Source organism: Acinetobacter pseudolwoffii (assembly GCF_002803605.1).
GTDB classification, from domain to species: domain Bacteria; phylum Pseudomonadota; class Gammaproteobacteria; order Pseudomonadales; family Moraxellaceae; genus Acinetobacter; species Acinetobacter pseudolwoffii.
Window position 1 is genome coordinate 298483 of the sequence record NZ_PHRG01000002.1, and the last position, 21450, is coordinate 319932.

The window sequence follows — 21450 nt, forward strand, 5'->3', positions numbered from 1 at the left end:
TTCCTTGCTTTGACGCGAGCTAAATAAAAAAATTAATAGGCTTTGTTTTCGGTGCGCAGCACTTCAATCAGATTGGCAAAATCTTCCGGCCACGGCGCTTCAAAGGTCATTTCTTCTTTGCTACGCGGATGGGTCAGACCGAGTTTTGCTGCATGCAAGGCCTGACGTTTAAAGCCACGTAAAGTATCATCTAATAATTGTGATGCACCTGCCGGCATACGTACACGCGGCATATACACCTGATCACCAATCAGGCCAAAGCCGATATAGCTAAAATGCACACGAATCTGGTGGGTACGTCCGGTTTCCAGACGGGCTTGAACACGGGTGAAATGCTGGAAACGCTCTTTGACGTTGTAATGCGTCACGGCATCTTTACCGCCCGGAAGCACAGTCATTTTCACGCGATCCACTGGATGGCGTTTGATCGGTTCGTCAATGGTACCGCCAGCAATAATATTGCCATATACCACCAGATCATACAGACGATACACTGATTTTTTCTCAAGCTGTTTGCTGAGAGAGAACTGTGATTCCAGATTTTTCGCGACGACCAACAGACCACTGGTGTCTTTATCAATACGGTGTACCAGACCGGCACGTGCCAGTTCAGCCGATTTTGGATAATGATGTAACAAAGCATTCACCAAAGTACCCGATGTATTGCCTGCGCCCGGATGCACAACCATGCCGACAGCTTTGTTAATGACGATAATGTCATCATCTTCATAGATGATGTCCAGTGGAATATCTTCCGGCAGGCTGCGCGTTTGCGCTTCAAGCTCGACATTTAAGGTCAGGATTTCAAAACCATCACTTTTAAATTTCGGCTTGACCGGTTGACCATTCACCAATAAATTGCCATCTTTGATCCATTGCTTTAATTTTTCTCGGGAAAAATCGCTCCAGACCATCGCGGCAATCTGGTCGATCCGTTGCCCGATATAAGTTTCATCCAGTTGAAATTGCAACGATAAACGTGTTGCAGTTGCTTCTGAAGTATGGTTATCTGCATCCTCAGAATCTTCAAGTAAATTGAAATCAGTATCAGGGATATTAGAATTGGAAGATTGTGCTTGACTCATTTGCTCATTCAGACAAAAGTGGTTTAATAGTGCAATTGTAGCTCATTGCCCGTATTAACAGAGGAATTTTTATGTCGCTACCACATTATAAAATGACAATGCTTGCCCTCACGATTGGCATTGCATCGGCAATGGTAGGCTGTAGCAGTAATCCCAAAAAAGAAGTCGTGGATAAAGGTCCTGAATCTAGCGAGCAAGTTTATATTCAAAAAGCACAGAAAGCGCTAGATCGTAATCAATATACCGATGCCGCAAAACAGCTAGAAGCACTGGAAACCTATTTCCCGACCAGTCAGTATGCTCCGCAAGCGCAACTTGAACTGTTATATGTAAAATTTCAGCAAAAAGATTATGAAGGTGCAGTGGCACTGGCAGAGCGTTTTATCCGTCTGAATCCACAACATCCAAATGTCGACTATGCTTACTATGTACGCGGCGTATCCAATATGGAGCAGAACTATAATGGTCTGCTGCGTTATACCTCGCTGAAACAGTCGCATCGTGATGTCAGCTATCTGAAAGTGGCTTATCAGAATTTTGTCGATTTCATTCGCCGCTATCCGTCTAGCACCTATGCGGTCGATGCAGCGCAGCGCATGAAATTTATCGGTCAGGAACTGGCTGAGCATGAAATGAATGCGGCACGCTTTAATTTAAAACGTAAAGCCTATCTGGCTGCGGTTGAACGTGCACAATGGGTGGTGGAACATTATCCACAAACCCCTCAGATTCCAGAAGCACTGGCAACGATTGCCTATGGCTATGATCAACTGGGTGATAAAGCAACCTCTCAGCAATATGTTGATGTGTTAAAGCTGAATTATCCAAATCTGGTGAAATCTGATGGTACGGTCAACTTGCGTGCAGCACGTAGCGAAAGCAGTTTCTTTAACCGTGCCACACTGGGTATTTTTGGTAAAGAAGCCAAGACGGTGACTGACAACAATGCAGAGTCGGATGCGCCAGAAACTGAAAAGCGCAGCCTGACCAATCGTGTGTCTTTTGGTTTGCTTGATCGTCCTAAAAATACCGAAGCAGAGCAACCTGAACCGACTGCCGAATAAGCCGACTGTCACAGGTGCATTTTCTTTAAGGGCAAGGTATCATACTTGCCCTTTTGCTTTGTCCCGGCCAGGCTTGAACAAATCGTGCAAAAGGTATACAAAGGAAGTTAAAAAGAATTGACCTGAATCAGTTGAATCCTATTGATTCAATCACTTAAACCTTAGATACGCAGCACGAGAAGCTCAGCAGATTATGGCAATTCCTCAACATACGATTGATCAGATTCTCGATCGCACCGATATTGTCGATGTGATTGGTCAATTCGTGAAACTGAAAAAAACTGGCCGTACCTATTCGGGCTGCTGTCCTTTCCATCAGGAAAAATCGCCCTCTTTTCACGTCTATCGTGACAAACAATATTTTCACTGTTTTGGCTGTCAGGCCAATGGCAACGCCATCCGTTTTTTAATGGACATTGGTAGCCGTAATTTCGTCGAAGTGATGAAAGACCTGTCCAGTCAGACAGGCATTGAACTGCCAAAAGACAATACTGATTCCAATAAATTAAAATACAAACGGGAAGCAGCCAAACCGAAAATAGTCGCTACGACCAAAGTTGAGAATACGCAAGCTCCGCAACGCCCAGCACAAGAATATTCTGTGTCGAATGCTTCTTTTGATCCATTTGCAGAGTTTCAGGCCTCCGAACAGGATTTCTACGGCGACCCTTTTGCTGCTTTTGAACACATGCCAATGGCCGAAGTTCAGCAAGACGGCAACTTATACGACCTGCTGGAAAATATTGCGCAGTTCTATGAACGCCAGTTACCCAACAGTTCCAGTGCACAGCAATATTTCAAGCAACGTGGCCTGACTGCAGAAACCATTGCCTATTGGCGCTTAGGTTATGCACCTGAAGACTGGCAACATCTGGAAAAAGCCTTTCCTCAGGATATTGAAGGCCTGAAACTACTGGGGCTGATTCGTACCAGCGACAGTGGCCGTGATTTTGATCTATTGCGTGAACGGGTAATTTTCCCGATTCGTGATACCAAGGGTCGTGTGGTCGGCTTTGGTGGCCGTGCGCTCAATGACGAGATCAAGCCCAAATACATCAACTCGCCAGACTCTGAAGTTTTCCATAAGAACCAGTTGCTTTATGGGCTGTATGAAGGCAGAAAGCAGAAAGCCCAGGAATGGCTGATGGTCGAAGGCTATATGGATGTGATTGCATTGCAGCAATACGGCATTCATGGCGCAGTCGCGACACTGGGGACTGCCAGTAATACTGACCATCTGAACATTCTGTTTAAGCAGAACAACCGGATTACCATTGCCTTTGATGGCGATGCTGCCGGTCAAAAAGCCGCACGCCGAACGCTGGACATTGCCCTGCCATTACTCAGTGATGGCCGTGAGCTGAAATTCTTTGTTTTGCCTGCTGACCATGACCCGGACTCCTTGATCCGCCGTGAAGGCATCGAAAACTTTAGACGCTTGCTGGATCAGGCGCCGCTGATGTCGGACTTCGTGTTTGCCCATCTGACCCAAAATCAGGACATCACTACCCCTGAAGGTAAAAGTCAGGTCATGGGTGAACTGAAAAATCTGACCGAATTATTGCCTAAACATGGCTCATTCCGCTATTTGCTGCAGCAATTTTTCCGCGAAAAACTGGGCTTTAACCGTAAATGGCAACCCAAGGTTAATACCGATGCATCCTTAAGTTTTAGCACCAAAATTGATGCTGAAGAATATGTGATTGCAATTTTGATGAATCATCCCTATTTGTATATTCATTTTGAACCACTGCGTGCGCTGGTGGCGGAAGATCAGCTGCTGTTTAAAATCCTGAATATTCTGAATGTGATTTTTGATGACCTGCCGGATGATCCTGAACTGTCGATCTATTATGTTTTGGGTGCCTGTGCAGTACATCATCATGAATTACAGCATATTCTACAACATGCCAATGTGAGTGATTATACCTCTTCGCCTGAACAGGCCGACAAACTGGCGGCAGACTTCTCGACCAAGCTGCAATATCAGTGTCTGAAAAACAAGATAAAATCGAAAAAATTTAGCAGCATTGCAGAAATGAAGAATCTGAAAATGCAGATTTACGAAATTGATAAAAAACGCTCCATGACCTTATTGGACGATTAACAGTTTTAAATCGCTTCAAATAAAAATAAGGCGTTTATCTCTAAACGCCTTTCTTCAAAATAGCTATTGTTAAAGAGCTCGCTAATGTTTGGTCTTGCGGCGTGTATCAACTACCTCTTGCAAGGTATCGCGCATCATTTCAAAACAGCTTGGATCTTCCGCCTTGGCCGCCTCACGCAGCACAATAGAAGTCGGATGTAAGAGTTTCTGTGTCAGGCGGTGCGAAAACTCAGCCATAACCATTTCTGCTTTTTCACCCTGGGCAATACGTTGCAGCGCCAATGCCAGTTCTTCCTGCCGCAACTCTTCACCATGGTCACGATAAGCATGAATGGTGGCCCCGGCCTGCTTGACCTTTTGCTGGGTCATCAGTTCTGTTGCGAGCTGATTCACCATAACTTCGGCTTCAACCGCAGCCTGACGACGATGCGCCAGATTTTCCTCAATCACGCTTTGCAGATCATCGACGCCATACAGATATACCCCATCAAGTTTTTCAACTTTAGGATCGATATCACGTGGCACGGCCAGATCGACTAACAACATTTGCTGGTAACGGCGTTTTTTCAGTGCCGCTTTGATATCTGCAAAATGAATCACCTGATGCAGACTGCCGGTACAACTGGAAATCACATCGGCGCGATGCAGATTGTCTGCCAGCTGGTCAAAGTCAATAATTTCTACTTCCACCCGATGCGCAATTTCCTGCGCCAGAATGTCGGCACGTTCGCGGGTACGGTTACAGATAATAATCTTGCCCACACCCATTTCTGCGAGATGCTTGGCGACCAGACTGTTCATCTCCCCGGCTGCTACCACCATAATGGTGAGCTTGTCTGGATGACTAAATACCTGTAGGGCCAACTGTGCGACCGCATAGCCCATCGATACCGCATGACTGCCGACAGCAGTCTCGGAACGAACCCGTTTGGCCGCATAAAAGGCATATTCAAAAATTCGGTTTAAACTGCGTGACACCGTCTGGGAGTCTTTAGCAAGAGAAAGTGCATTTTTGACTTGTCCCAGAATCTGCGGTTCACCCAGCATCAGTGAATCCAGACCACTGGCGACACGCATCAAGTGCGTCACGGCTTGGGCATTTTCATAACGATAGACATGATTTTGCAGTTGTTTGACATCCACCCCATTTTTTTGGGCGAGCCAGTTCAGCACCATGTCGACATTGTCAGACATCGCGTAAACTTCGGTTCGGTTACATGTAGACACCACCACCATGTCGTTTAATTCAGGGTGTTGGCTTTGCTCGGCAAGAATGGCACTTAACTTTTCAGGGTTAAACGCAACTTGTTCCCGCAGTTCTACAGAGGCAGTTTGATGGTTGACACCCAATGCAAAGAAAGACATATCAGGTCATCATTTCAATAAATTTATGCTATTGTGCAATATCGGTGTCATAAAAAGCATTACTTGGATCAAGAAAAATTGCGTCAAACAATCAGCCGTATCAACGGCCCTACAATTAAGCAATATTCTACCACATTCCTATTGGTGGGTAGCATGGCTTCAACTGCTCATCTTTATGCAGCGGAAGCAGTTTACCATGCAAATCAAAATTATGATGCCATAAAACAAAGTATGATGGCCGAGTTTGCCATTGCCGCACATGACATTCCGACTGCTTTGCACAACTATACGGTTCTGGCAATCAAGAGCAATTCCACCACGGTCAAGCAGCGTGCACTGAATGTTGCATTGGAACATGATGATTTACAGGCAGCCCTCGATATCTCGACCCACTGGGTGGTACAGGAGCCGCAGGATGTCCCCGCCTTATTTTATTTATCCCATATTGCCCTGAAAGCGCATGAGTATGAGCTGGCGGCAGAGACCTTAGAGAAAATCCTGCAAATTGATGACAGTGCCGATCTGGAAGAAATTCTCGCTGGGATTTCACCTGAAGGCACAGAAGACCGCAGCTATCTGATTCAGGCTTTAAGCACCACCAAAGCCAGAGACAATCCGTCTATTCTGGTGCTGGTGGCCGGTCTGGAAGCACAAAATGGTCAGCTGGAACAGGCTTTAAATACCATTAACCGTGCTCTAAAAAAACGTCCGAATGCGACTGGTTATATCCTGATGAAAGCCAATCTGCTGAATGCTCTCGGCGATCCAGAGGAAACTCTGCAATGGTATGAAAAATCCAGCCGTAAACACCGTAACAATCTGGATGTGCGTCTGGCCGAAGTCAAATATCTGGTCAAGCTCAATGAATCGACTTTAGCGCTAAAAAAACTGCAGGATATTCTAAAAAAATGGCCAACGGCTGAAGAAGCCTTGTTTATTGCCGGACTGACCAGTATTGATCTGGAAGAATACGAGAAGGCCGAAAAACATCTGGTCGAACTGCGTTATTCTGCACAGTATCAAAATGAAGCCTATTATTATCTGGCAGTGAATGCTGAACGCAAACAGCATTATGAAACCGCCAAAGCCTATTATCGTCTGGTCGATGGCAGTCTGTACACCGTCTCGCGTCGTAACATGATCTCGATTTTTGCCCAGCAGGATAAGCTGCATGATGCGCTGCGTTTCTTGACTCAGGAACGGGTGAATTATCCGCAACATGCCAGCTTTTTATATCTGGCCCAGGCAGATATTTTAACGCGTATGCAGAATAAAAAAGCCGCGATCCGCCTGCTAGAAGAAGCCAGCAAAAACCTGCCGGATGATCCGGAACTGGTTTATGCGCAAGTGCTATTGCTAGATCCACATCAGGATCGCAACAAGCTGGATGAATTGCTGGCAAATTTACTCAAGATTGAACCGAATAGTCCGACCTATCTGAATGCCTATGCCTATACCCTGGCAATGCAGAACCGGCGTCTGGAAGAAGCGCGCCGCTATGTCGAACAGGCACTGGAATATGCACCGGAACAGGCTTCCATTCTGGATACCTATGGTTATATCTGTTATTTACAGAATGACTTTGCCACGGCTGCAGATGTGTTATACAAAGCGTATCAACTCAATCCAAGCGTGAAGATTGGGGTACGTTATGCGCGTTCGTTGTACATGAATGGTGATATACAACACTTCCATCAAGTGTTACAACAATTACAACAAAACCATCCAAATGACCCCGAATTAAAACAACTTAATTCGCTATTGTTAGCACCACAAAACCAAACGAGTTAATTCTTTTATGCGCAATTTAAGCCAATTGGGCTGCTGTGCCTTTGCAGCAACTGCTTTATTCTTAACTGGTTGTCAGCAGATGATCAATCCGCAAACGCCAGTGACGCCTTCTGTACAGGCAGATAATCAATTCCAGCTGCAAGGTAAAATTGGTGTGCGCACACCGCAACAGACCGGCAGTGCATTCTTTACCTGGGTACAACAGCAAGAAGAATTTGATATTGAGCTGAGTGGTATTTTAGGTGTGGGCAAAACCCAGATTTCCGGCACGCCCGGCCAAGTCACATTAAACAGTGCTAAAACAGGTGTGATTCAGGCGGCAAGTGCCGAAGAATTACTGCAACGCGCCACAGGCTGGCAAGCACCGATCAGCTATTTAGTGGACTGGGTACAGGCCCGCCCTGCGACAACGACTGCCAAATTGCAAAAAGATGATACACAGCGGATTAGCCAGATTATTGAACAGGGCTGGACGGTCGATCTCAATTACAATGCGCAGGCCAAAATGCCAAACCGCTTGATTTTAAAGCAGTCACTTGAAAATGGCGCGGAAAACCGTATTACAATGATCATTGAAAACCGTTAATTGACCTGATGTTAGCCCATGATGATTCGTGTTCCCTCGCCTGCTAAACTGAATTTGTTTTTACATATTACCGGTCGCCGTGAAAATGGCTATCACGAGCTGCAAAGCATTTTTCAGCTGATTGATCTGTATGACTGGCTGGAGTTTGAACAAACAGATAATCAACAGATCCAGATTGAAGGGCTGGCCTCCGTCGACCTAGAACAGAATTTAATCTATCGTGCGGTACAACTGTTGAAGCCCTATGCTCAAACACTATCCGGACTAAAGATTCGTCTGGAAAAAAATATCCCGATGGGTGCTGGACTCGGGGGCGGCTCGTCTAATGCAGCCACCACCCTGATTGTGCTGAACCAGCTCTGGCAGTGCGGTTTAAATATCGAGCAACTGGCAGATCTCGGAGTCAAGCTGGGTGCAGATGTACCGATATTTGTACATGGTCGAAATGCTTGGGCTGAAGGCATTGGCGAACACTTAACATTCATAGACTTAGATCAAAAACAATTCATTGTGTTAAAACCTGACTGTTTTATCAGCACTCAACTGCTTTTTTCGCAAAAAGCATTGACAAGAGACACGAAGAGCACTAAATTTTGCGCCTATCAGCAAACGCCATCTGATTTTGGAAATAACTTTGAGCCACTGGCTCGATCCTTATATCCTGAAGTCGATGAAGCGATGCAATATCTCGACCAGTTCGGTATTGCAAAACTTACAGGTACAGGTGCTTGTGTGTTTATTGAAGTCACTGAAAATCTGAATATCGAAGATATTCTTGCAAATGCACCATGTAAAGCTTACCTGGTCAACAGTTTACAAGAATCACCTTTAGTTCAGTTTAAAGTGTAGATAGGGGTATCGCCAAGTGGTAAGGCACCGGGTTTTGATCTCGGCATCCGTTGGTTCGAATCCAGCTACCCCTGCCATTTTCACCTGTAGATGTACTGTATTAGGGGTATCGCCAAGTGGTAAGGCACCGGGTTTTGATCTCGGCATCCGTTGGTTCGAATCCAGCTACCCCTGCCATCTTACAGTTCATCAAATTTAGGGGTATCGCCAAGTGGTAAGGCACCGGGTTTTGATCTCGGCATCCGTTGGTTCGAATCCAGCTACCCCTGCCATTTTCTCGAAAAAAGACAGAACACTCATTTGCTGTAAGACTGTTAATTTACCTTGACACTTTACCGTAAAAATATTAAAGTTCTGCCGCATTAGGGGTATCGCCAAGTGGTAAGGCACCGGGTTTTGATCTCGGCATCCGTTGGTTCGAATCCAGCTACCCCTGCCATCTATTCCCATATATCCCAACCGCCAAGGGTGCTTCATGCCCAATCTTGTCGTTTTTAGTGGATCTGCGCATCCACAATTCGCTCAAAAAGTCGTAAGTCACTTACATATTCCTCTAGGCGCTGCCTCTGTAGGTCAGTTCTCTGATGGTGAAATCGCTGTCGAGATTACTGAAAACGTTCGTGGTAAAGACGTATTCGTCGTGCAACCTACTTGTGCTCCTACTAACGATAACCTGATGGAAATCTTAGTCATGGCTGACGCTTTGCGTCGTGCAAGTGCAGGTCGTATTACTGCCGTGATTCCTTACTTTGGTTATGCTCGTCAAGACCGTCGTCCACGTTCAAGCCGTGTGCCAATTACTGCTAAAGTCGTTGCAGACATGCTGACGACTGTAGGTATTGACCGCGTTGTGATGATTGATCTTCATGCTGACCAGATCCAAGGTTTCTTCGATATCCCTGTAGACAACATCTACGGTACACCAGCGCTACTTGCTGACTTACGTCAGCAGTCACATCACAACCTGATGGTGGTTTCACCTGACGTCGGTGGTGTGGTTCGTGCACGTGCTGTTGCGAAACAAATGGGTGATATCGATCTTGCAATCATCGATAAGCGTCGTCAAAAAGCGAATGAATCACAAGTGATGCATTTGATTGGCGATGTGAAAGATCGTGATTGTGTCATCGTCGATGACATGGTAGATACTGCAGGCACTTTATGCAAAGCAGCTGATGCATTGAAAACTTTCGGTGCTCGCAAGGTTGTTGCTTATGCAACGCATCCAGTACTTTCTGGTAAAGCATTAGAAAACTTAAGACATTCTGTGATTGATGAGTTGGTGGTTTGTGACACCATCCCACTTTCAGATGAAGCTTTAGCACTGGGCAAGATTCGCCAGGTTTCCGTAGCCAGCATGGTTGCCGAAACGATTCGTCGCATTAACAACGAAGAATCTATTAGCGCAATGTTCGATTCTTATCTATAATAGAGCGCTGAATTTTCAAAGCCCTGCCATTTGGTAGGGCTTTTACTCACTAGACTGGTCGCAAGTCTGGTTCATTTAACTTAAATAGGATGTCTATCATGGCAAACTTCGTATTAAACGCAGCAGCACGTGAAGAAGCAGTTCAAGGGAAAGGTTCGAGCCGCCGCCTTCGTCTTCAAGCTAAAGTTCCTGCAATCATCTACGGTGGCGAAGCTGCTCCTGTAGCTGTTACTCTTGAGCTTCGTCAGCTTGTTAAATTCTTAGAAAACAACTCTTTCTTTGAAGAAGTTATCGAAATTGATGTAGACGGTAAAGTTGAAAGCGTGAAAATCCAAGCCTTACAACGTCACCCAGCTAAAAACACGCCTATGCACGCTGACTTTAAACGCGCATAAGTGTTAATGGTGTAATTAGTGTCAAATATTTCACTGATTGTTGGTTTGGGCAACCCAGGTTCTGAGTATGCCCAAACCCGCCATAATGCAGGGGCCTGGTTCGTAGAACGCCTTGCAGAGCAATATGGCATTACCCTCAAGAAAGACCCGAAATTCAATGGATTTAGTGGTCGTGGCAATATCGAAGGTCAAGACGTTCGTCTTCTTCTACCTACAACCTTTATGAACCTTTCCGGTAAAAGTGTTGTTCCTTTCGCCAAATTCTACAATATCGCACCTGAATCGATCCTGATTGCCCATGATGAACTGGATATGAATCCTGGTGTCATTCGCCTGAAAACGGGTGGTGGTCACGGTGGTCATAATGGTCTACGCGATATCGTGCCGCATATTGGTTCAAACTTCCATCGCCTGCGTATTGGAATCGGCCATCCTGGTGCCAAAGACCGTGTTTCTGGTCATGTGCTCAGTAAAGCGCCCAGCAGCGAACAAAAGTTAATGGATGATGCAATTTCACATGCGCTCGCACGTACCAAAATGCTGGTGAATGCAGAAGTACAGCAAGCCATGAATCAAATTAATGCCTATAAGCCTAACTGATCATTCAAAAATCGCTGGACAATTCCGCTTGTCAGAAAGATCATTTAAGCGCAAAATGCGCAAGCCTACCCACTTATCCAGTGTCGTAGAAATTGATTTAACCATATGATGATCAAAGTCTTAGTTCAACTCAGGGGACGCTAGCCATGCTATCTCGTTTATTAAAATGCAAAATTCACCGCGCTCACGTTACACATGCAGAATTACACTATGAAGGTTCATGTGCAATTGATGGCGTTTTGATGGATTTAGCTGGCATTCGCGAATACGAAGAAATTCATGTGTGGAACGTGACCAATGGTAAACGTTTTGCAACTTATGCCATTCGTGGCGAAGATAATTCAGGCATCATTTCAGTCAATGGTGGCGCTGCACATCAAGCCGATGTAGGCGATATCATCATTATTGCAACTTTTGGTGATTTCACTGAAGCTGAAGCAAATGCACATCAGCCACGCTTGGTCTATGCAAATCCAAACAATACCGTCAGCCATACTGCCAACTGTATTCCGGTACAAGTCGCTTAAGTCGATGCGACCAGATTCCCAAAGCTCGCACCTCGCGGGCTTTTTTATGGCCAGAATGACTAAATATAATTAACTGCCCTGCCGCCAGCTTTTAGAACTTTCACAATTTAGGGGCTTTAAATGGGAGTCAACAAGATTAACCAGTAAAGCCTTTCCATTTTCCTTAAGCTTAAGTTCGGCAAATTTGGCATTGCGATAACACGGCTCTAGGCCTTCGGCGAATAAAAAACTATTGGCCGCCGGATATAAAGCTTCAAAACTATTGCGTGGATTCTTTAACAGCAGTTTTGCGGAAGATGCCGGATGAACTTGTAACAGACGCGGATCAAAACTGCTTCGTATCACTCGTCGTTGTGCATCCAAGCGTACATAGCTCACGATCTGAGACCGATCTTTAAAATCCTGAATAGTGATATCTGAACCTGTTTGATTCAGGGCAGTTTCATCAGCATCCAGACCAGCAAAATGCAACTGATAGTTCAGCGCCATATAATCGCCCTGCAAAATCGAACGCGGATCGACGGGCGCCAACTTAACAAAAATACTCTGACTATTTCTTAAATGCCATTCATGCTGGATAATTAAGCCCACAAATAAGGCAATACTAAAAATACTCAGGTGTAGCACCCAGAACTTTTTCATGAGGCTACTCCTGTTTTCGACTGAAATTTCGGTGAGCTCAACACATAAGCCAGAAGCAAAACCAGCAGACCTGAAGCAAAGATACTGACACTCTTAAATAAAAAGCTGAGTCCCAGATTGTAATACAGCAACCATAACCAGAAGATCAGTAACAGAACCAATAAGGCCTGCATCAATCGCTGTTGATTGACCATCGCCCAGGCCATAAGTACCAGAATGATGAAAATTTCAAAATAGCCCAGTGCAATCAGTAAAATGCCTACGGCAGGAATCAGCCAGAGTGGTGTCAGCGAAAATTGCTTCAGATGTATTCCGATAAAACTCAGCAGCCATACTGCGGGTAAAATATAGAAAACAATTGCTTCATCTATACCGCGCGGATGCAGTTGCTGCGCTACGCCAAATTGCAACAGACATTGAAAAATAGCCGTTGCTGCCAAAATACTGATCATCCACAGATTCACACTTTTGGCATAAGCTGAAGCAAGCCAGTATCTTGCAGTGAGTAAAGCCACGGTCAGCACACTGTAATTCAACAGCATGATCCATGTGATCAGGCGATGGTCATGAGAAAATGGGTGCTGCTCGATTAAAACTGCAATTCCCAACGCATGAGCCAGTAATAACTGTAATAGCAGCACCAGCCAATGCATGCGATTCATGATACTTAGCAACGTAATACCGATTTGTATCAGCCAGATCAGCAATAAACTATCTATCAACAATTCGGTATGAATCAGGACAGCAGCCTGACCGCAAACCCACAAACAATAAGCCAGTTGCCGCAGAAAAACTGAAGGCTTGCTATGAATCAGCCACCAGGCAATCCCGATAAAGATTAGCCCCATCAGGATGGATAAACTTTCCCAATAGGTCAGCAACAGCATGGCCAGTATCACACCAGCAATCCATGCGCCCAGCGCCAGTGGAATGACCGAAAACCGGCTCTGGGGTAACAGCTTTATCAGCAGCGCACTAATCGCCGCAAACCAGCCAAAGATGAGCAAAGCCAGCACCAATAAGCCTGCAGCTGAATTTTGCAAATATTGGTCTGTGAGATCAAAAATCAGAATGCTAAAACTCAGTGCCAGCCCTGCAACCAGCAAACTGGTTTCCAGCTGTTGCTGCCGAGTATAGAAATAAGCACTAAATAACAGTGCTAAGACCAGTACCGAAGCCAAATACCAGATCGAATTCGAGTCGATAAATCGAAACATGCTGAATACCGAAATGAGTACCACCACGGCAATCAACAGATAGCGTAAAACCGGATAATAGCGTAATGCATAGATCAGACTCAGTCCGGTCAACAGATTAAGACTGAGCAGATAGGCAGTTTCAGCACGCACCAACCAAAAGCTTTGTTTAAAATAAAAATAAAGCGCCAGCTGGCTGACCACGCAAAATAATGCAAACACACCAATATTCGGTCGATACAGCCAAGGCAAAAGTAACAATGCCCAAAGCAAAAATAGTTGATAACTGTCCGCGCCAGTCTGATAGATCTGCCCAATCACCGCCAGACTTAAGCCCAGCATTAAACCCGATACAGTATCCAGACTTTGTCTTAACTTTTCTCGCGCAGCAAAATGCACACTCAGCAATGCCGAACCCAGCAATAAAACTTGCGGCATAAACAACTGGACAAATTTCGGCAGCATCCACCAGTTTGCTGCCAGCAGATATACGATACTGACAGCGATCAGCGCGAGTCCAATGATTTGAAGAATCTGAATAACAGCAGGTTGAATAAATAACAGCGGTGAGAATGGATGATCGGGCTTGGTTACTGTTTTAGACATGCTGATCTGTTCAATTTTTATTTGATTTTACCTTAGCATGATTTTTAGCGCATATGCCAGGCAGGAATCTTACAACTGTGCAGTACTTTTTTAAATCAGGATCTGATAAATGCCGTAAAGAGCAATGATCAGCAGAATGAGACCACACAAGGCCAGCAAATGCGGATACAACCGAGAACGGGATAAACGGTTAAAACCCAAATACACCACTGACAGGGTCAGGAAATCCAGCACGATCCAGCTCAGGGTTAAGATTATGAGACTCAAATCGAGATCAGATGTAATACCAATAAACTGCGGGAAAAAAGCCGCAAAGAAAATAATATCTTTGGGATTGGAAATACCGACCAGAAAACCCTGCTGAAAGCCGCCACGTACCGGAGATAACTTCTTTTGAGCTGACTCTGCTTGCTGAAAAATCACCTCCCGAAATATTTGCAGCCCCAGATAACCAATATACAGACAACCCAGCAACTTGATAGCATCCAGCCACTGTTCATTAATGACCAGCAAACCTTTCAGGCTTAATATCGATAAAGCAATCAGTATCAATGAAGCGAAATTGGTGCCAAAAATAGTTCTTAAAGCCGCAGCATAACCGCCTTTTAGACCGGCACTGGCCACCAGCAACATCACCAGACCAGGCGTGGCGATCATTACCACAACAGCCAGACAATACAAGAGATACTCACTGATATTCATGCTCTTCCTTCAGCTGTTGTTATTTTTTGCATAAAAAAAGAGGACTTATTCCTCTTCCTGCAGATGAATCAGATGCTGACTAATGCCATCCGCCCGCAGAAAAGCCAGATCATAACTGGCAGTGGCCAAAGCCAGAATCCGGCGCTCAAATTCATCCCAGAGTGGACGTACCTGCTTATAATGAACCCCCAAACCACTATCATCGGTAAAATGCCGATTTTTTTCACAGAGCTTTAAAGCATGATACAGCTTACGCCCTTTGGAGGCATCGTCACGTAAACGTACCCGTTTTGACAGCACAAAGGCTTGAACCTTGACGATATCTGCATGTGGCAACAACGGCACTAAAATCTGATCCAGCTGTGCATCCAGACGCCGCCATACGGCATGATGCTGATCAGCGCCATAAGTGTTCCAGTGAATCACCTCATGATTGAAACGGCGGCAACCACGACATACCGCATCACCAAATACGGTCGAGCAACGCCCAGCACACGGGGTTAAAGACGCAATACGACGATCTGAACTCAAAACACACTCCAAAGATACTGCAACTTCCAGTACCTGCATCACTGCATAAAACTTTACAAAATTCCGGGTCGGGCATGACTATACACGCTCTCCCCCATGAATTGAAGCCTGTTAAAAGGCAAGTGTTTTACTCGCTTATTCACTCGAATCACGCTAAAATATGCGCCTTTAAATTATCATGCTACGTTGGAGTATTCCATGAACGCTACTGTAGAACAGCTTGCACCTGTAGAACAGCAAGCGACCTCAGGTTGGGTTGTTGCCGCACTTTATCAATTCAAAGAAGTTCAAGATCCTGCCGATCTTCAACAACGTCTTTTAGACTTGGTAAAAACAATCAACCTTTGTGGAACACTCATTGTAGCGGGTGAAGGGATTAACGGTACGGTTGCAGGTGACCGTGCATCGATTGATCAAATTCACCAGTTCCTTCTCAATGAAGGCTTTGTTGAGATGGAATATAAAGAGTCAGACAGCTCTGACAAGCCATTTCGTAAAATGAAAATTAAATTAAAAAAAGAAATCGTGACTTTAGGAGTAGAAGTGAAACCACGTGATCTGGTCGGTCACTATCTTGATCCTCAGGAATGGAATGAACTGATTGCGCGTGATGACGTGATTCTGGTTGATACCCGTAACGATTACGAATACAAAGCAGGAACGTTCAAAGGCGCGATTGACCCGAAAACTGAAAGCTTCCGTGAATTCCCTGAATATGTGAAAAATAATCTGGAACAGCACAAAGACAAGAAAATTGCCATGTTCTGTACCGGTGGTATTCGCTGTGAAAAATCAACCTCTCTGCTTCTGCAAGAAGGTTTTACAGAGGTGTATCACCTGAAAGGCGGTATTTTAAAATACCTGGAAGAAACTCCGGCTGAAGAAAGTATGTGGGAAGGCGAATGCTTCGTATTTGATGGCCGTACAGCAGTAACACACGGTGTCGAAGAAGGTCAAAACACCAAATGCCATGCCTGTGGCTGGCCTTTGCTTCCTGAAGAAGTGGCGCTGCCAAGTTATGAACATGGTGTCTCTTGCGTGTACTGCATTGACAAGACCACAGAGAAACAAAAAGACGGTTTCCGTATGCGTCAGTCCCAAATTCTGGCAGCAAAACGTAAACGTCTCTAAGCCAGCCGCTTTGTAAGAAAATATATAAAAACCCTCTTCGGAGGGTTTTTTATTTACATAAAAATTACAACAGTAATAAAACTCTCACCAATTCATTACCAAGAACCTTATTTTTTTCCAAGCAAGATTGCTAGTCTATTGAAAAGTCTATCTTAAGCCAAGTCTTTCATTATTAACTTAAATTTTAAAATGAAAAGGAATATAACATGACCAGTTCACTTGCTCGAGATCCAGATAATCTGGTTCAGTTTCAACCCAAAGAGAATATAAAACAACAACGACTTCATCAGGTTAATGACGAGCTTGAGAGCCAGTCACATGTGTTTGTGGTCATCTTGGGAACTGTGATTGGCGCGATTTTAGCGCTGTTTATTGGTTATCATCTTAATACCAGTGTCATTCATTTTATGCTGCTGAGTGTTTTACCTGTCTGTTTGGCCTATGGCTTACGCAAAGTCTATATTTATACGCTGACACATAGCTGATTCTGCCTGCTCATTTATATTCCAAGACTTTACCACATAAAAAATACTGCTTAGGATACAGGCAGTATTTTTTATTTTGACCATCTTATGAATTTAACTGAATGGATTATTTCCGTCATGGAACAACTGGGCTACTGGGGTATTGCCCTGCTCATGTTTCTGGATAATGTCTTCCCACCCATCCCTTCCGAAATCATTATGCCTTCTGCGGGCTATTCGGCCTCTCAGGGCGAGTTAATACTGGTCGGGGTGATCATGGCCGGTTGCATTGGCTCATTACTAGCAGCAGCCTTGCTGTACTGGGTGGGTTATAAATTCAATCACGATTCCATTTTCAAGTTTGTCGACCGTTATGGCAAATATCTGTTTATCAAATCCAATGATGTGAAAAAATCACTGAGCTGGTTTGAACATTATGGACATCGGATTGTGTTTTTTGGCCGCATGGTTCCTGCCGTCCGCTCACTGATCAGCATTCCTGCCGGCATGAGCCGTATGCCCTTCTGGAAATTCATGTTCTATAGCACACTCGGAACCATCATCTGGACCACGTTTTTGGCCTGTGTCGGATTTTACTTTGGTGAAAACCAAGAGTTGATGCAGCAAATTTTCAGTAAAGTCAGTTATGTGATTATTGCGATTGTTATAGTCATTATTGCCTGGGTTATCTACCGTAGACAGCAGCGTAAAAATCGTCCATCCTGAATAGACCTCAGCATGAAGGAGGCTAAAACGATGTCGCACTATCTTAAATATTTTGCCACCGTTTATCTTAGCTTGGTTCTATTCGTGGGCGTACTCATTTATGTATTCAATCTGGGCGCGATTCTCCTGATCCCGGCCCTGATCGCGTCGGCCTTTCTCAGTGCCCGATACTTTGTGAAGAGAGAACAACGTTTACCCAGCAAGGAAGAGAAAAGCAAACTGGTATGGGGTTCTACCATCATTGCGATTACATTTGGGTTTATTTTTATATTTGTTGTGATCTGGATGCATCCACAGACTGAAGCCATCTTCAACAACATGGCTTATACCGGAAGGGGCCCGAATTCATTTCTGATGGCCGCTGTGATTGCGGTACATGGTTTGATCTTTCATATTGCCTATAATGGCTATGCCCGCTACAGTCTGAGCAAACGGGTCGGTATTGAAAGAAAATAAAATCCCTTCGATGCTTTGATAAAAGTCCAAAGCTAAAAAAAGCACCGTGCGGTGCTTTTTTTATGAATTATTCTGGAGTGTGATACATCAGATACAATTCATTTAAGTTGTCTGGAATTTCTTCTGCAAGTTCGTCCATTAACTGGCCATTGCGACGGAAAGTTTCCATTTGCGGATCTTCATCATCAATGCCGCTGAAGACCATGATTGGCAGAGTTAAATCTACCAGTTGCTCTTCAAATTCTTCAGTAAACCAAGCTTCTTCGTTCAGGAACATGGCATCGACAAAGCCCACACTCCAGTCACCCAAGCTTGATTCGGTGTCTGCTTCTTCAATTTCAAATGGGAATGTAATCCCTTCTTCATTGGCTAAGCTTTGACGGATAGACTCTAACCATGCTTGTACCTGAGTGATGATTTCTGCAGGCACTTTCTTTTGATTGCTATCAAAAAGCTCGTCTAACCATTTGTCGAATTTTGGGCCTACTGCAATAGCACATAAGAAACCATGGGTTGCTGCGAAATCTAGACCATGTTCATTTTGGTCACCATCTAGATATTCACTCAACAGGTCTAAATCTAAAGCACTCATCTAACATCCAAACTTAGAAAACCGAAAGGTTTAGCATAGCATTTATTCAGGCCATGCTAAATCCGAATTCGTTAATCTTCGTCATCAAAATCGTCATCATCGTCGAAGTCATAGTCAAAATCTTTGAGTTCGCGTTCCAAGCGACGTTGTGAAAGTAAGTCATCAATCAGACGACGTTTTTCCAACGACTCTTTAGCGCTCAGCTTGCTGGAAGCTTCATCGAAATTAACATCATCCTCACCGAAGCTATCATCTAGTTCAAAATCTGTAGAAGACACTAAAACTTCCTCATAGTGAAAAATGTAAATGGTTTTAGCGCTATTTATCTTGCCTAAAACCACAAGTCAAGTTTTATTTAAATTTTCGTATTTTAAAGTTGTAAATAGGGCTTTTTTTTAAGGACATTGTGTGACATGATATAATCCACCCTGCGTCCTTATGTTTTTTGACTACACATTTTTTGGTCAAATACACAGATGCCGGGGTTGGACTTGAAAATAACAAATTCATCCCCATCTTAAATTACTGAATTTCATTTTAAATATTTTATCAGACAGCTTGAATGCTGAATACTCTGATGAAATACGTAGGCTATTCACTAAATTTAATGAGCTTAAATCGTGCATAAGTTGTACGGTTTTTCCTGTCACAGATTCAACGAAGAGTAAGCAAAAGATGAGCGATATGACTTCCCCTACTTCACAAGTAGCGGCTCTGATTAGCCGAGGCAAAGAACAAGGTTACTTAACCTTCGCTGAGGTTAACGATCATCTGCCGGACTCCATCACAGAAAGCGAGCAGATTGAAGATATCATTCAGATGCTGAATGACGTGGGTATTCCTGTACATGATCGCGCGCCTGAATCTGATGATACGATGTTCGAAGATACTACAGAAGCTGCCGATGAAGTTGCAGAAGAAGAAGCTGCAGCCGTACTGGCCTCTGTAGAAAATGAGCCAGGTCGTACAACTGACCCTGTGCGTATGTATATGCGTGAAATGGGTACCGTTGAGCTTTTAACCCGTGAAGGCGAAATTAGCATTGCAAAGCGCATCGAAGAAGGTATTCGTGATGTTTTGCACTCGATTGCTTACTGGCCCAATGCGGTAGAAGTTGTACTCCAAGAATATAAAGATTATGAAGCGGGCGAACGCCGTCTTGCTGACCTGTTATCGGGTTATTTAGATCCTGAATCAGACGAAGAAATTCCTGAAGTACTCGAAGAAGAAGTCGAGATCGCTGAAGACAAGACTGACTCGAAAAAATCGACCAAGGATGTAAAACTGGACGATGATGAAGAGGAAGAAGCTGAAACTGAAGATGATTCAGAAGCTGATTCTGGTCCAGATCCTGAAATTGCCAAAGCACGCTTCACTGAACTTGAAAATGCATGGTTGAATACCAAAACAGCCATCGAAAAACATGGTCGTGACAGCGAAGAATCTGAAGCTGCGCTGGAAGCACTGGCGACCGTATTCATGATGTTCAAATTCACGCCGCGTCTATTCGATATCATTTCAGAAATGATTCGTGGTACGCATGACCAGATCCGTGGTGCAGAACGTGAAGTGATGCGTTATGCCGTGCGCCGTGGTCGTATGGATCGTACCCAGTTCCGTACTTCTTTCCCGGGACAGGAATCGAATCCAGCCTGGTTAGATGAACAGATCGCGAAAACACCTGCAGACCAGAAAGCCTATCTGGAAAAAGTACGTCCCGATGTATTGGCCTTCCAGCAAAAGATTGCCGATATTGAAAAAGAGTTGGGTCTTGATGTTAAAGGCATTAAAGACATTGCCAAACGCATGGCCGTTGGTGAAGCCAAGGCACGTCGCGCCAAGAAAGAAATGGTCGAAGCCAACTTGCGTCTGGTGATTTCAATTGCGAAAAAATACACTAACCGCGGCTTGCAGTTCCTGGATCTGATTCAGGAAGGTAACATTGGCTTGATGAAAGCGGTAGACAAGTTTGAATATCGTCGTGGTTATAAATTCTCGACTTATGCAACCTGGTGGATTCGTCAGGCGATCACCCGTTCAATCGCCGATCAGGCACGTACCATTCGTATTCCGGTGCACATGATCGAGACCATCAACAAGATCAACCGTGTATCGCGTCAGCTTCTTCAAGAAATGGGGCGTGAACCGACACCTGAAGAGTTGGGCGAACGTCTGGAAATGGACGAAGTCAAAGTACGTAAAGTGCTAAAAATCGCCAAAGAACCGATTTCGATGGAAACACCGATCGGTGATGATGAAGATTCGCATCTGGGTGACTTCATTGAAGACAGCAACATCACGTCACCAATTGATGCTGCGACTTCAGAAGGCCTGAAAGAAGCGACACGCGAAGTTCTGGAAAACCTGACTGAACGTGAAGCCAAAGTCCTGAAAATGCGTTTTGGTATCGACATGCCGACCGACCACACCTTGGAAGAAGTGGGCAAACAGTTTGATGTGACACGTGAACGTATTCGTCAGATTGAAGCTAAAGCGTTACGCAAGCTTCGCCATCCATCACGTTCAGAACACTTACGTTCATTCCTCGAGAATGATTAAGATTTGATGCTTATTCTGGAGACTTGAAATTTAATCATCAGTCTCCA

Annotated in this window: 22 protein-coding genes and 4 tRNA genes; 18 read left to right on the plus strand and 8 right to left on the minus strand. The window is 44.6% G+C overall.

From position 1 onward, the window contains the following. Positions 1–32: 32 nt before the first annotated feature. Positions 33–1085, minus strand: a complete 1053-nt coding sequence (gene rluD, locus CWI32_RS06110; RefSeq protein ID WP_100534869.1) for a 23S rRNA pseudouridine(1911/1915/1917) synthase RluD — start codon at positions 1083–1085, stop codon at positions 33–35. Between the two features lie 71 nt (positions 1086–1156). Here rluD and CWI32_RS06115 point away from each other — a divergent pair, with 71 nt between their 5' ends. Together CWI32_RS06115 and CWI32_RS06120 are read left to right on the plus strand one after the other, a co-directional pair. Next, positions 1157–2149: an outer membrane protein assembly factor BamD gene (locus CWI32_RS06115; protein ID WP_005097733.1), complete on the plus strand. Its 993-nt coding sequence runs from the start codon at positions 1157–1159 to the stop codon at positions 2147–2149. A gap of 193 nt (positions 2150–2342) precedes the next feature. Further along, entirely contained in the window at positions 2343–4256 is a 1914-nt protein-coding gene (locus CWI32_RS06120) for a DNA primase (RefSeq protein WP_100534870.1), read from the plus strand. A gap of 81 nt (positions 4257–4337) precedes the next feature. On the opposite strand, the gene hemA is transcribed toward CWI32_RS06120, so the two are convergent. Continuing rightward, positions 4338–5621 (minus strand): glutamyl-tRNA reductase, encoded by a 1284-nt coding sequence (gene hemA, locus CWI32_RS06125; protein ID WP_005169843.1) that lies wholly within the window; start codon positions 5619–5621, stop codon positions 4338–4340. A 78-nt stretch (positions 5622–5699) separates the two neighbouring features. Between hemA and CWI32_RS06130 the strand changes: the two genes are divergently transcribed. The 11 genes from CWI32_RS06130 to panD all read left to right on the plus strand — a co-directional run bounded on the left by CWI32_RS06130 (position 5700) and on the right by panD (position 11798). Next, positions 5700–7412: a tetratricopeptide repeat protein gene (locus CWI32_RS06130; protein ID WP_034608942.1), complete on the plus strand. Its 1713-nt coding sequence runs from the start codon at positions 5700–5702 to the stop codon at positions 7410–7412. 7 nt (positions 7413–7419) lie between these two features. Continuing rightward, the gene (gene lolB / locus CWI32_RS06135) at positions 7420–7998 is read left to right on the plus strand and encodes a lipoprotein insertase outer membrane protein LolB (protein ID WP_005097737.1); all 579 of its coding nucleotides are present in this window, start codon (positions 7420–7422) and stop codon (positions 7996–7998) included. Between the two features lie 21 nt (positions 7999–8019). Beyond that, entirely contained in the window at positions 8020–8847 is an 828-nt protein-coding gene (ispE, locus tag CWI32_RS06140) for a 4-(cytidine 5'-diphospho)-2-C-methyl-D-erythritol kinase (RefSeq protein ID WP_100534871.1), read from the plus strand. 2 nt (positions 8848–8849) lie between these two features. Beyond that, a tRNA-Gln gene (locus CWI32_RS06145) sits at positions 8850–8924 on the plus strand. A 25-nt stretch (positions 8925–8949) separates the two neighbouring features. Then, positions 8950–9024 (plus strand) — tRNA-Gln (locus tag CWI32_RS06150). 20 nt (positions 9025–9044) lie between these two features. Beyond that, a tRNA-Gln gene (locus CWI32_RS06155) sits at positions 9045–9119 on the plus strand. A 92-nt stretch (positions 9120–9211) separates the two neighbouring features. Then, positions 9212–9286, plus strand: a tRNA-Gln gene (locus tag CWI32_RS06160). Positions 9287–9322: 36 nt separating this feature from the next. Next, positions 9323–10276: a ribose-phosphate pyrophosphokinase gene (locus CWI32_RS06165; protein WP_005097740.1), complete on the plus strand. Its 954-nt coding sequence runs from the start codon at positions 9323–9325 to the stop codon at positions 10274–10276. Between the two features lie 98 nt (positions 10277–10374). Then, positions 10375–10671, plus strand: coding sequence for a 50S ribosomal protein L25 (rplY, locus tag CWI32_RS06170; RefSeq protein ID WP_005097741.1), 297 nt, complete (start codon positions 10375–10377; stop codon positions 10669–10671). 18 nt (positions 10672–10689) lie between these two features. Further along, positions 10690–11271: an aminoacyl-tRNA hydrolase gene (pth, locus tag CWI32_RS06175; protein WP_074383404.1), complete on the plus strand. Its 582-nt coding sequence runs from the start codon at positions 10690–10692 to the stop codon at positions 11269–11271. Positions 11272–11417: 146 nt separating this feature from the next. Continuing rightward, complete coding sequence (gene panD, locus CWI32_RS06180; protein ID WP_005097743.1) at positions 11418–11798, plus strand: aspartate 1-decarboxylase; 381 nt, start codon at positions 11418–11420, stop codon at positions 11796–11798. A 69-nt stretch (positions 11799–11867) separates the two neighbouring features. Here the strand turns inward: panD and CWI32_RS06185 are convergent, their stop codons facing one another. The 4 genes from CWI32_RS06185 to CWI32_RS06200 all read right to left on the minus strand — a co-directional run bounded on the left by CWI32_RS06185 (position 11868) and on the right by CWI32_RS06200 (position 15475). After that, positions 11868–12440: a GDYXXLXY domain-containing protein gene (locus CWI32_RS06185; RefSeq protein WP_005097744.1), complete on the minus strand. Its 573-nt coding sequence runs from the start codon at positions 12438–12440 to the stop codon at positions 11868–11870. Then, complete coding sequence (locus tag CWI32_RS06190) at positions 12437–14242, minus strand: DUF2157 domain-containing protein (RefSeq protein ID WP_100534872.1); 1806 nt, start codon at positions 14240–14242, stop codon at positions 12437–12439. The genes CWI32_RS06185 and CWI32_RS06190 overlap by 4 nt, the downstream gene beginning before the upstream one ends. A gap of 90 nt (positions 14243–14332) precedes the next feature. Beyond that, on the minus strand, positions 14333–14944 hold the full coding sequence (locus CWI32_RS06195; RefSeq protein WP_100534873.1) for a LysE family translocator: 612 nt from the start codon (positions 14942–14944) through the stop codon (positions 14333–14335). Positions 14945–14989: 45 nt separating this feature from the next. After that, a complete protein-coding gene (locus CWI32_RS06200; protein WP_100534934.1) occupies positions 14990–15475 on the minus strand; it encodes a DUF1289 domain-containing protein in 486 nt (161 codons plus the stop codon). Positions 15476–15673: 198 nt separating this feature from the next. Between CWI32_RS06200 and trhO the strand changes: the two genes are divergently transcribed. The 4 genes from trhO to CWI32_RS06220 all read left to right on the plus strand — a co-directional run bounded on the left by trhO (position 15674) and on the right by CWI32_RS06220 (position 18252). Next, positions 15674–16606 carry an oxygen-dependent tRNA uridine(34) hydroxylase TrhO gene (gene trhO, locus CWI32_RS06205; protein WP_005097749.1) on the plus strand — a complete coding sequence of 311 codons (933 nt, stop codon included), beginning with the start codon at positions 15674–15676 and terminating at the stop codon, positions 16604–16606. 206 nt (positions 16607–16812) lie between these two features. After that, positions 16813–17091: a hypothetical protein gene (locus tag CWI32_RS06210; RefSeq protein ID WP_005097750.1), complete on the plus strand. Its 279-nt coding sequence runs from the start codon at positions 16813–16815 to the stop codon at positions 17089–17091. An 87-nt stretch (positions 17092–17178) separates the two neighbouring features. Continuing rightward, on the plus strand, positions 17179–17796 hold the full coding sequence (locus CWI32_RS06215) for a DedA family protein (RefSeq protein WP_074383408.1): 618 nt from the start codon (positions 17179–17181) through the stop codon (positions 17794–17796). Between the two features lie 30 nt (positions 17797–17826). Continuing rightward, positions 17827–18252: an ABZJ_00895 family protein gene (locus CWI32_RS06220; protein ID WP_074383409.1), complete on the plus strand. Its 426-nt coding sequence runs from the start codon at positions 17827–17829 to the stop codon at positions 18250–18252. A 67-nt stretch (positions 18253–18319) separates the two neighbouring features. Here the strand turns inward: CWI32_RS06220 and CWI32_RS06225 are convergent, their stop codons facing one another. Both CWI32_RS06225 and CWI32_RS06230 read right to left on the minus strand, forming a co-directional pair. After that, a complete protein-coding gene (locus CWI32_RS06225) occupies positions 18320–18844 on the minus strand; it encodes a YecA/YgfB family protein (protein ID WP_005169813.1) in 525 nt (174 codons plus the stop codon). 71 nt (positions 18845–18915) lie between these two features. Next, positions 18916–19122: a PA3496 family putative envelope integrity protein gene (locus CWI32_RS06230; RefSeq protein ID WP_005169810.1), complete on the minus strand. Its 207-nt coding sequence runs from the start codon at positions 19120–19122 to the stop codon at positions 18916–18918. Positions 19123–19468: 346 nt separating this feature from the next. Between CWI32_RS06230 and rpoD the strand changes: the two genes are divergently transcribed. Further along, entirely contained in the window at positions 19469–21403 is a 1935-nt protein-coding gene (rpoD, locus tag CWI32_RS06235; protein ID WP_225554192.1) for an RNA polymerase sigma factor RpoD, read from the plus strand. Positions 21404–21450: the final 47 nt, after the last annotated feature.